Below are 12,035 nucleotides of genomic sequence, written 5' to 3' on the forward strand. Positions count from 1 at the left end.
AAGAGCCTATTGATTTAATTGTAATAGATGGCTATGTCACCTTAGGAGAAGATCAGCATCATGGTTTAGGGCAATATTTATATGAAGCCTTGGATTATAAAATTCCTGTGATTGGTGTAGCTAAAAATGAATTTAAAGGGACGCCAAAATATTGTGAAATTTTACGAGGGCAAAGTCAGAAGCCTTTATATGTGACTGCAATTGGGATTGATTTGGATGTCGCCAAGAATCATGTGGAAAATATGTATGGGAAGTTTCGTATTCCTGAATTGTTGAAAGAGGTTGACCGATTAAGTAGAGCAATACCATAATAATCTAAGTTTTATTAAACTGTTGTAAATTAAAATTATTTAATAATTTTTATTGTGAAAAAAAGGTTTGGAAAAAATGGATCAAACACTGAGTGACCAAAGAAATGCAATCAATTATATTGAGTTTAATGTTAGAGACATTCAGAAATCAAAAGCTTTTTATCAACACTTAGGTTGGACTTTTATTGACTTTGGATCGGCGTATTGTGAGTTTAATTCTGGGGCTTTAAAAGGTGGTTTTGCTCAATCTGACAATGTAAAAAGTAGTGGAGGGGTACTGATCATTTTGTACAGTCATGATCTCGAAGGCAGTTTACAGTGTGTAAAAGATGCAGGAGCAAAGATTGTGCAAGAAATTTTTAGTTTTCCTGGTGGCCGCCGTTTTCATTTTCAGGATTTGGATGGATATGAGCTGGCAATTTGGTCTGAGTGAGTACATTTGAAATAATTCAATAAAAAACCACGCTAAAAAGCGTGGTTTTTCAATCAGTATGATCTAATTATAAATTAGATTTTACCAACTAAGTCGATAGAAGGAGCAAGAGTCGCTTCGCCTTCTTTCCATTTAGCAGGACATACTTCACCTGGGTGAGCGTGAACGTATTGAGCTGCTTTAACTTTACGAAGAAGTTCAGAAGCATCACGGCCAATACCACCAGCATTGATTTCGATGATTTGGATTTTACCTTCTGGATCGATCACGAAAGTACCACGGTCAGCAAGACCAGCAGATTCGATTAATACTTCAAAGTTTTTAGCAAGAGTCCAAGTTGGATCGCCAACCATTACGTATTGGATTTTTTTGATTTCTTCTGAAGAATCGTGCCAAGCTTTGTGAGTGAAATGAGTGTCAGTAGAAACTGAGTAGATTTCAACGCCTAATTTTTGGAATTCAGCATAGTTGTCAGCAAGGTCGCCAAGCTCAGTTGGGCAAACAAAAGTGAAGTCAGCAGGATAGAAGAAAACTACAGACCATTTGCCTTTAAGATCAGCTTCAGTAACTTCGATGAATTGACCGTTTTGGAAAGCTTGTGCTTTAAATGGTTTAACTTCAGTATTAATCAAGCTCATCATTATCTCCATGATTGAGGTTAGTCTTTAATTTGAAAGTAGAATAGTGCATTTTTACTTATTGGGGAAATAGTATTTTTTCATGGTTAATATCGGAAAATCCGAATCAGTCAAATTTTAACACTATTTCTTCAATGAATCGTTTTGTTCATGCAGCATCATTTCCATGTCATTAAAACATTAAAAACATGATCGCTGAATGACAAAACAATCACTTTTACTGCTAAAACAACATGCAGTCAGATGGGCTTATTTTCAAGGGTAAATTTTCAAAAAAGTTATAAAAAATATTTCAAAGCTTAAATTTTATTCAGCTAAGATAGGCTTTTTTGCAACAAATGTGTCTATGGTCACAAGTCAAATTCTGAGAGTTCTAGCTGTTATTTTTCTTTTGATTGCTTCCGTATGTGTAATTTGAGGGAACGGTTCATTTTGTCTGTATGAATATGTAGGGCAAAATACAGTCTGGTCATTTGATCAGTTAAATGGCGGTATAAGCAAAGATCCAAGTATATTTGGCATGAGTGCCTTGACAGCATTGATTTTCTTTATACCTTTACTGTTGTCTTATCATCGAGGTTGGTATTTGTTATTTTTTGTTGTGTTAGTTCTTCTGCAAACAATTTTCCTGAGTACCATGATTGATTCGCCTTCAGTATTGGGCTTGGTGTATGACAGTATTGTCTATTGTCAAAATTATTGGTTGTTGGCTTGGGTGATTGGAGAATCATTATTTCTTATTTTAAGTTTGGTGTTTATTTTTTATGATTTTGAAAATTAAAAATATCTTTAAAATAAACCATGATAAGTAAATGATTTTCATGTTTTTCAGTCAAATTATTTTGATTTTTATCATTTTAAATTTGATGTATCTCAATTTTTCCTCATATTGGAAATAGAATGGTGAAAGCAAAAAAATATCAATTCCTCGCTATTGCAATTCTCGTAATTGCTTCGCTGAGTACATTTGTAGCATTTATTTATGATGATGCTTTTTGTGTGACAGGTTATGGGGTAGAAGGTATTACTCATTTAAATACGATAGGTTTTGCATCTGATGAACCTGTATTATTTGTTTTTGCAGGGATCATTGGATTATTTTTTGCCATTCTTTTAAGTTTCAGCAAAACTAAATTTTGGTTTTTCGCAGTAAATATGGTCATGTTGATGTGTATGGCGATTCCGATGAGTATGTTTTCTGCTGCACCTTTTTATCAAGTTATTTATGAAAGTATTTTTCTCTGTGGTCATCGTGTATTACTTAGCACTGTTCTAATCTTTTATTTGTATTGGGGTGCTGTGGCAATTTACTTGTTAAAACTCGATAAAACTTGAAAGCGAATGGATTCATCTTTTATTCAAAACGCTTACAGCGTAAAATGTTTCGTTCAAAATTTATCTTTAGGAAAATCTATCTGTGCCAAATCAGTTCAATGTCGATCAATTGGTCATGGTTCGGGATCGTCATCGTTTAAGTCGGCTGAAAAAAGGCAAAGAGGCGAATCCTGAAAAATTTCAAGAACTATTTGAAAAATCCAATCATCAGGTCAAAAAGCGTTTTGCAAGTTTACCCACCATTAAACTGAATCAAGACCTGCCTGTAACCCAATATGCAGATAAATTGATTGAAGCGATTCAAAACAATCAAATTATTATTGTGGCAGGGGAAACGGGTTCGGGTAAAACCACACAGCTTCCACAGATTGCGATGCTTGCAGGGCGTGGCTTAACGGGCATGATTGGTCATACCCAACCGCGTCGTTTGGCGGCTCGTAGTGTGTCACAACGTATTGCTGAAGAAGTTGGGCAAAAACTCGGTGAATCTATTTCCTTTAAAGTTCGTTTTAATGAACAAGGTTCAAATGATTCAATCGTACGTTTAATGACGGATGGTATTCTGCTTGCAGAGCTATCCAATGACCGTTATTTAAATAAATATGACACCATTATTATTGATGAAGCGCATGAACGTTCGCTGAATATCGACTTCATCATGGGCTATTTAAAACAAATTGTTAAAAAGCGCCCTGATTTAAAAATTATCATTACGTCTGCAACGTTGGATGTAAATCGTTTCAGTCAATATTTTAATAATGCACCAATTTTTGAAGTGGAAGGGCGTAGCTTCCCTGTAGAAGTGGTCTATCGTCCAATTTCAGAATTGACGATTGGGGGGAGTGATGATGACGATTTCGATGATTTTGAAGAAAATCTACCTCGTGCAGTGGTATCGGCAGTGGAAGAATGTTTCCACGATGCGGAAAGTAAGGGGCATCCTGAACATGCGGATATTTTGATTTTCGCAAGCACCGAACAAGAAATTCGAGAATTACAGGAAACCTTACAGAAATTTGGTCCAAAACATACCCAAGTTTTACCACTTTATGCACGTTTAGCACTTGCAGAACAGCAGAAAATCTTTAATCCTTCGGGTGGTGGACGACGCATTATTATTGCCACTAACGTAGCGGAAACAGCTTTAACTGTACCGAATATTCGTTATGTGATTGATAGTGGTTTTGCACGTATTTCACGTTATAACTATCGTTCTCGTGTACAACGTTTACCGATTGAAGCCGTTTCACAGGCAGCAGCGAATCAGCGTAAAGGACGTTGTGGTCGTATTGCACCGGGCGTGTGTATTCGTTTGTATTCTGAGGAAGATTTCCAAAGTCGTCCTGAATTTACTGAACCTGAAATTAAACGGACTAACTTGGCGTCAGTTATTCTGCAAATGCAAAGTTTAGGTTTAGGTGCTGTTGAATCTTTTGATTTTATTGAGCCACCTGATCACCGTTTGGTGAATGATGGTCGTAAGTTGCTGATTGAGTTGGGGGCGATTCGGGATGAGCAGAATCAGAATTCTCCTAAGATAAATGAGGGAGATTTAAATTCTCAAAAAGAAAATCCCCCTCTTGCGGAGAAAAACTCCTCACCTTTTTCCAAAGGGGGACTTCAAAGCAAATCAAATAAGAAAGATTTATCACAAGGCGAACTCACCAAAATCGGTCTACAAATGGCGAAAATGCCGATTGACCCACGCCTTGCTCGTATGATTTTAGGCGGTGCGCATTTTGGTGTGTTGAATGAAGTTTTGGTGATTGTGGCAGCACTTGCGGTTCAAGATCCACGTGAACGTCCTGCCGATAAACAAATGCAAGCGGATCAAAAGCATGCATTGTTTAAAGAAGCGGATTCAGACTTTTTGTTCTATATCAAACTGTGGAATACATTGACTGAGAACCGTGAAAATTTAAGTGAAAATAAACGCCGTGCATTTGCAAAACAGCATTTCTTAAGTTGGTTACGCCTACGTGAATGGAAGAAGACCCATGAGCAATTGCTTGATTTAGCACAAGGTTTAAAGCTGTCTTTTAATGAAAAGAAAGCCAATTATGAAAATCTGCATCGTGCTTTATTGACAGGTTTATTGTCTTTTATTGCCAATAAAACTGATGAGCGTAATGTGTTTACGGCAGTGCGTCAGCAAAAAGCCCGAATTTTCCCTGCATCAACCTTGCATAAAACCAATACGCCGTGGGTGATGGCATTTGAAATGGTGGAAACTTCGCAAGTGTATTTGCGAACTTTGGCGAAAATTGAACCTGAATGGATTTTATTAGCTGCTCCAAATTTATTAAAACATCATTATTTTGAACCGCATTGGGCGAAAAAGCCGGGTGTGGTCAATGCCTATGATCAGATTTCATTATTCGGATTAATTATTGAGCCGAAGCGTGCGACCAATTATGAAAAGGTCGATCAGCCTGCGGCACATGAAATTTTCTTACGTGATGCACTGACCACAGGCAACTTAGGAACAACGCCTCCATTTTTAAAGCATAATTTGTTAAAACTTGAAGAAGTTGAACGCGTTGAGGATAAATTACGTCGCCGTGATTTGGTGGTGGATGAAGAAACCATTTACCAATTCTATGCATCGAAAGTGCCTGCGGAAATTGCAAGTCGTCGTAGTTTTGAAGATTGGCGCGCGACCATTGAGCCGAAAAATCCACGCTATTTATTTGTAGATGATGATGCGTTGTGGATGAATGATCGTCCGACTACACAGCAATTTCCTGATTATTTGCATAATGGTCAATTGCGTTTGGCAGCAAGTTATCGTTTTGATCCAAGTCATGATGAAGATGGTGCAACGGTTAAAATTCCTGTGCAAGCTTTGCCACAAGTGGATGAAAATATTTGGTCGTGGGGGATTCCGGGTTGGCGTTCAGATTTGATTGAAGCTTTACTCAAAGCTTTGCCAAAAGATAAGCGTCGAAATTTGGTACCGATTCCTGATACTGCTAAAAAGTTGATGAAAGCGGTTGATGCACAACATTTAAATGCGCACATTTTCGATTTCCTTGCATTTCAGTTGCGTGGCGAACAAATTTCTGCCAAAGATTTCTCTTTTGAACGTATTGAAGAATATTTGATTCCATTGATCAAAGTGATTGATGAAAAAGGTAAGTTGATTGAAAAAGGGCGTGATATAAGCGAGTTAAAAGCCCGTTGTCGCACAGAAACGCATAGCCCTGTGAAACAATTGAAAGGCGAATTTAAAACATTCCCTGATAAGTTCGTTTTTGAAGCTTCGCAAAAAGTCACAGGTGTGGTGGTTAAGCAATATCAAGCACTTGTTGCTACAAAAGACTTTGCTAAGCTCGATGCCAAAGATGAATCAGGTATTGTGATTCAGACTTTTAATGATCAAAATGAAGCCATTAAACAACATCGTGAAGGTGTGATTCGTTTGATTCACATGCAACTCGGTGATTTGATTCGTCAGTTGAAAAAGCAAATTTCCAAACCTTTGGCTTTGGCGTATTCGCCATTGGGTGATAAGGCAAAATTGGAACAGATGTTGGTCTATGCTACTTTGCAAATGTCGATTACAGATTTACCGATTAATGCTGAAGAATTTGACAAATTAGTCATCGACGTCAAGCAAAAATTCCTGTCTCATGGTCAGGATGCATTGCGTCTGATCAGTGAAATTTATATTCAATGGCAAGAGATTCGCCAAAAGTTACTGATGGTCGATCAAAATGTCTTTGCCAAAAATATTGATGACATGGAAGATCAATTGGATTTGATGAATTTATCTGACTTTGTCTATAGCAAATCTTCCGATGTATGGCAGGAATATCCACGTTATTTGAAAGCTTTAATCTTGCGTTTGGAGCGTTTGCCCAATAATCTCAATCGAGATGATGATGCAATTGCACAGATTGATCCGTGGGTGGATAAACTGTTTAAGTTTAAAAATGATGATCGTTTGAAAGAGCTGTATTTTATGGTTGAAGAATTACGCATTTCGATATTCTCTCAACCGATGAAAACCAAGATGCCGATTTCGCCAACCCGTCTGCAAAAAGTTTGGGAAAAGCTCGGAATCAGTTAGAATAGAAACAATTTGAAATATTTGTAAATTTGGAAAAGGAGTTTTACATGGGCATCCGTATTACAGGTACAGGTCTCTATCATCCTGAAGAGGTGATTACCAATGAAGAATTGGTCGAAAGTTTAAATGCTTATGTGGAACAATTTAACAGCGTCAATGCTGAGAAAATTGAAGCGGGTGAAGTAGCAGCTCGTCGTGGTTCAAGTGCAGAATTTATTGAAAAAGCTTCAGGTGTAAAACGCCGTTATGTGATTGAAAAATCAGGTGTATTAGATATCAATCGTTTACGTCCACGCCTTGAAGAACGTACTGATGAAGAATTATCTATTCAAGCTGAATGGGGCGTGATTGCAGCAAAACAAGCGATGGAAAATGCAGGCGTAACTGCGGAAGACATCGACGTGGTGATTTTGGCTTGTTCAAATTTACAACGTGCATATCCTGCGGTTGCTGTTGAAATTCAAACTGCGTTGGGTATTCAAGGCTATGCTTATGACATGAATGTGGCGTGTTCTGCGGCAACATTTGGTTTGAAACAAGCATATGATGCGGTAAAAACAGGCGCGCGCCGTGTATTGCTTGTGAATGTAGAAATTACATCAGGTCATACAGACTATCGTTCACGTGATTGTCACTTTATTTTTGGTGATGTGGCGACAGCGTCAATCATTGAAGAGACAGACAGTAAATCAGGTTTTGAAATTGTAGATACGCATTTATTCACGCAATTTTCAAACAATATCCGTAACAACTTCGGTTTCTTAAATGGTTCAGAATTGACATCTCGTGACGATAAACAATTCCGTCAAGATGGTCGTAAAGTATTTAAAGAAGTGTGTCCATTGGTGGCAAAAATCATTTCGACACAGTTGGAAAAGAATAGCATTCAACCTGAAAATGTGAAGCGTTTTTGGTTACACCAAGCCAATGCCAATATGAATGAATTGATTCTGAAATTGATCGTGGGTAAAGAAGTTGCTGAAGCTGATCCTGATCTTGTGCCGATCATTTTGGATGAGTTTGCCAATACTTCTTCTGCGGGTGTGATCATTGCATTGCATCGTACTGCGGATCAGGTGAGTGATGGTGAATATGGTGTGCTGTGTTCATTTGGTGCAGGGTATTCGGTTGGTTCGATTCTTGTACAGAAGCATGTGGTTTAAATCTTTTTGATATGAACTGAATTTAGTAATTTCTTTAATTTTCTAACTTTTTACTTACTCTGCGGAGTCTTTTCAATAAAGTTTAATTGTAGGAATTAACCTTCGGTTCGACCTACTTTTCTTTCGGGAAAAGTAGGCAAAACCATTGTCATTCGCAAAACTCGTCGATTTCTGTCTAGTTGCCAATATTTCGCAAAAACTTTATATAGCTCAGTTGGTCTTGCCTCGAACAGTTGCGAATGACGATTACGCGTATCGAATTATTCTTTAAATTCATAAGAGCAAAGTCTACATAAGAATTTTTTAGAATTATTTAGAGGTTGGGCATGAGAAAAACAGAATTAAAAATTCAGCACAATTCAAAAATTATAAAAATGATCAGTGCTTTACAACGCTATTATTTCCGACCAACTTTTCTCGGTGCTGAAAATCTCAACCCTCAAAAACCTGCCATGTATGTCGGTAATCATACTATCTATGGCGTACTAGATTCTCCGATTCTGATTGATTATCTATTCAATGAACATAAAATTGCAGTGGTGAGTTTGGCGGATCACATCCATTTTCATCTCCCGATTTGGAAAGAAGTGGTCAAGCGAGTCGGTGGTGTCGACGGCATCCAAGAATATGCCAAAGAAGCCATGCGACAAGGCTATTCCATCCTTGTTTTTCCTGGCGGTGGACGAGAAGTGATTAAACGCAAAGGTGAAGCCTATCAATTGATTTGGAAACAGCGTTTTGGCTTTCTGAAATTAGCGCAAGAATTTGGTTATGACATTGCACCCTTTGTGGCTTTGGGTGGAGATGAAGTTTTTGAGTTGGGTTTTGATGCCAATGTTTTACTCAAACAAAAATGGTTTAACAAATTATTGTCCAATAAAAAAATTGGTTCTTTTCTACGTCAGGGTGAAGTCATTCCTTCGATTCCAACGCATATTATCCCGAAAAGAATTCCGTTTTATTTTAAATTTATGCCCCGTTTAGCCATTGATCAGATTGAAACGATGGAAGAGTTGATTGCATTTAGAGATGATTTACAACAGTTGATTTATACGGAAATAGACAATTTAAAACAGATTCGAGAAAGTGATATAGCAGCGTCTAAATGATCAGAATTTTGTATTTTGATATTGATTGTTTTACCAAAAAAATTAGGCTAATCTGTTTTCATCAATACAAATGAAGAAAGAATAACAATGTACACAGCATCCTGCCTGTGCGGTGGTATTCAACTGAAAATTAATACCGAAATCCCACACGTATTTATCTGTCACTGTCAGCAATGCCAAAAAGCCCAAGGTTCAGCCTTTGTTGCAATTGCACCGATTGAAACGAAAAATGTGGAAATCGTTAAAGGGCAAGAGTTATGTTCAGAATATTATGCAACAACCAATAAAAAGCGGGTGTTCTGTAAAAGCTGTGGTTCACCATTATTCAGTGCACGTTTGGATTTGCCTGATCTGATTCGTTTAAGAGTGGGGATTATCAATGAACCCTTAAAGGCTGAGATTGCATCACATGCATTTACTGACTATAAAGCTGCTTGGTTTGAAATCTTGGATGATCATGTGAAATTTAAAGAAGCAATTTGTGAATGATTTACATTGAGCTAGTTTCTGAGTTAATCCATTTAATACTCAGCATTTAAATTATGAAAATATGTTTCTATTTTTCATCTTTTTGATCTAGTAAATTTGTTTAAATACATGTCTTCTGTATAATTCTATTGAAAATGCATCGTGGTTGTTTGAGGACATAATGACAAGAATCGTTGTTGTAGCAAAAGAGAATAAAATATTATTACAAGACACACAGTCAAGGGAAATAAGTCTAGATCAGCCCGCTATTATTCAAGTCGGCGTAACTAAGCAAGATGTCAAAAGTTTAACTAAATCTGGTAATAACCTAATCATTACTTTAAAAAATGGTGAACAGATTGTCTTAGAAAATTTCTTTACCGTGGATACGGCTAAAGCACATTCTTTAACATTTCCGGAACCAAACGGAAGTTTTGTCGTGGCGAATTTTAATAGCCAAGGCAAGTTTGTGAATTATTCAGGTTTACAAAAGTTAGATGCCTTATTGTATGAAGGGGCAGATACTGTTGCTGTACAGCAAGTCCAAGCTTATCAATCAACAGCAACAGGTGCATCGGAGACAGACTTTTCATTTTCAAACTTACTTTCTTCAAGCGCAGTGAAAGCGGGACTAGGGATAGTAGCAGCTGTTGGTCTAGGTTTGGCTTTGATAGATGGTGATAGTAGTACAAAAACTTCAAGTGATATTACTGCACCTAAAGCGCCAACAGCTACTTTAAGTGAGGATGGTAAAACGATTAAAGGTACAGGTGAAGCAGGAACGACAATTACTGTTATTGATAAAGATAAAAAAGTGGTTGCAACGACGACTGTAGATAAAGATGGTAATTACTCAGTCGAATTGCCTGAGGCACTGTTAAACAACAATGTTTATTCAGTAGTTTCTAAAGATAAAGCAGGAAATTCATCAAGTACTAATGTAACTGGTACGAAAGATACGATTGCACCTGATGAACCTCAAGCACAGCTAAATGAACTGGGTAATATTGTTGCAGGAAAGACCGAAGCAAATGCGACGATTAATGTTTATGACGCAGTGGGTAATTTAATCGGTTCTGCGAAAGCGAGTGCTGATGGTACGTTTAATGTACCTATCTCACCTGCATTGACTTCAGGACAAGTGGGTACGGTTGAATCAGTAGATGCTTCAGGTAACAAATCTGACAAGCATTCAATTGAGATAGGTAAAGATACGATTGCACCTGATCAAGCAAAGTTTGAAGTCACGAGTGATGGTTTGACAGTCAAGGGAATCGCAGAAGCCAATGCAAAAGTGATTATCCAAGATTCTAAAGGCATAGTGATTGGTACAGGAACAGCAGACGCCAATGGTAAATTTACTGTTTCAGTTTCACCTGCCTTAGATACAAGTACAACGGGTAAAATTATTATCGAAGATGTTGCTGGTAATCAGTCTAAACCCGCAGACATAAAAGCTGGACAAGATACTTTAGCGCCAGATCAGCCTGTTGCAAGTTTAAATGCTGAAGGTACGATTATCACGGGGACTGCCGAAGCCAATAGTACAATTTCAGTCTATGACAGCGCCAATAAATTATTGGGAACGTCTACGGTTGATGCAAATGGTCATTATGCTGTGAATTTATCTACCGCATTAACAGAAAAAATATCAGCAACGGTATATGCAAAAGATGCTACTGGTAACAAGTCCACAACTGTAACTGTAACGGGGACGAAAGATATTACAGCACCAAGTGCGCCTAAGATTAGTACAGTTACTGACGATGTAGGAAGTGCTACAGGTTCAATTGGAGAAAATGGTTCAACAGATGATAAACGTCCTGTTATTTCTGGAACAGGTGAAGCAGGTGCAACATTAATCATTTCTGATAATGGAAAGGCACTAGGTAGTATGATTGTCGGTACTGATGGAAAATGGTCGTTTAGTTTCGAGAATGATTTGAGTTTAGGTAGTCATACTCTAACAGCGATTCAGACAGACAAATCAGGCAATACCAGTTTAGCCAGTGATGCTCGAACTTTTACTGTTGTAGAAGTAGCAGTTGAAACAAATTCAGTAAATGGTGCCTCTTTAAATCACGATCTTAGTGATACTACTGTTAGTAGTGCAGCGATTGGTATATCTTCGTCTCCTGTAACTGAACCAAGTAGTATTGCTCAGGTACTCGGAAATGTAGACGACAATACAAATGTTGTACATTCGTCAAGTACAGTAGACGTCGATGTGAATGATTTGATCTCGGTAAACACGTTTGATTCGGTAACAAGTCCGATTGATCAGGTGATCGCCAATTCAATTCCACAATCGGCTCAAGATATAAGTTCGGATAATCCGCGTCAGTTGACAACTACAAATAGTGATACAGTTCTTGGGCTTCCTATTGTACAGTCAGATACGATAGCTGATTTATTGAACCCTCAAGTGATCATATTCTAAATATAAAATATCGTAAATGAAGCACCTTCGGGTGCTTTTTTATTGGGGCAGATTTGGTATAAAGTA

9 protein-coding genes and 1 pseudogene are annotated in these 12,035 nt (G+C 37.7%); 9 read left to right on the plus strand and 1 reads right to left on the minus strand.

What is annotated here, in order from left to right:
- Positions 1-311: pseudogene (locus EXE10_RS07980) on the plus strand (endonuclease V); the annotation flags it as partial.
- 76 nt (positions 312-387) lie between these two features.
- Positions 388-744 (plus strand): VOC family protein, encoded by a 357-nt coding sequence (locus EXE10_RS07985; protein WP_130112998.1) that lies wholly within the window; start codon positions 388-390, stop codon positions 742-744.
- Positions 745-818: 74 nt separating this feature from the next.
- Here EXE10_RS07985 and ahpC read toward each other — a convergent pair whose 3' ends face one another.
- Positions 819-1,382, minus strand: coding sequence for an alkyl hydroperoxide reductase subunit C (gene ahpC / locus EXE10_RS07990; protein WP_068972746.1), 564 nt, complete (start codon positions 1,380-1,382; stop codon positions 819-821).
- 520 nt (positions 1,383-1,902) lie between these two features.
- Between ahpC and EXE10_RS07995 the strand changes: the two genes are divergently transcribed.
- The 7 genes from EXE10_RS07995 to blp2 all read left to right on the plus strand — a co-directional run bounded on the left by EXE10_RS07995 (position 1,903) and on the right by blp2 (position 11,969).
- Positions 1,903-2,163 carry a hypothetical protein gene (locus EXE10_RS07995; protein ID WP_130112999.1) on the plus strand — a complete coding sequence of 87 codons (261 nt, stop codon included), beginning with the start codon at positions 1,903-1,905 and terminating at the stop codon, positions 2,161-2,163.
- A 119-nt stretch (positions 2,164-2,282) separates the two neighbouring features.
- A complete protein-coding gene (locus tag EXE10_RS08000; RefSeq protein WP_130113000.1) occupies positions 2,283-2,717 on the plus strand; it encodes a hypothetical protein in 435 nt (144 codons plus the stop codon).
- A gap of 115 nt (positions 2,718-2,832) precedes the next feature.
- Positions 2,833-6,789, plus strand: a complete 3,957-nt coding sequence (locus tag EXE10_RS08005; protein WP_416346100.1) for a DUF3418 domain-containing protein — start codon at positions 2,833-2,835, stop codon at positions 6,787-6,789.
- Positions 6,790-6,836: 47 nt separating this feature from the next.
- Positions 6,837-7,952 (plus strand): beta-ketoacyl-ACP synthase III, encoded by a 1,116-nt coding sequence (locus EXE10_RS08010; RefSeq protein WP_068972750.1) that lies wholly within the window; start codon positions 6,837-6,839, stop codon positions 7,950-7,952.
- A 326-nt stretch (positions 7,953-8,278) separates the two neighbouring features.
- Positions 8,279-9,061 carry a lysophospholipid acyltransferase family protein gene (locus EXE10_RS08015; protein ID WP_130113002.1) on the plus strand — a complete coding sequence of 261 codons (783 nt, stop codon included), beginning with the start codon at positions 8,279-8,281 and terminating at the stop codon, positions 9,059-9,061.
- 87 nt (positions 9,062-9,148) lie between these two features.
- Positions 9,149-9,550 carry a GFA family protein gene (locus tag EXE10_RS08020; RefSeq protein WP_130113003.1) on the plus strand — a complete coding sequence of 134 codons (402 nt, stop codon included), beginning with the start codon at positions 9,149-9,151 and terminating at the stop codon, positions 9,548-9,550.
- Positions 9,551-9,710: 160 nt separating this feature from the next.
- Complete coding sequence (gene blp2 / locus EXE10_RS08025; protein WP_130113004.1) at positions 9,711-11,969, plus strand: Ig-like repeat protein Blp2; 2,259 nt, start codon at positions 9,711-9,713, stop codon at positions 11,967-11,969.
- Positions 11,970-12,035: the final 66 nt, after the last annotated feature.

Origin of the sequence: Acinetobacter sp. WCHAc060033 (genome assembly GCF_004209125.1) — a bacterium.
Taxonomy (GTDB): domain Bacteria; phylum Pseudomonadota; class Gammaproteobacteria; order Pseudomonadales; family Moraxellaceae; genus Acinetobacter; species Acinetobacter wuhouensis.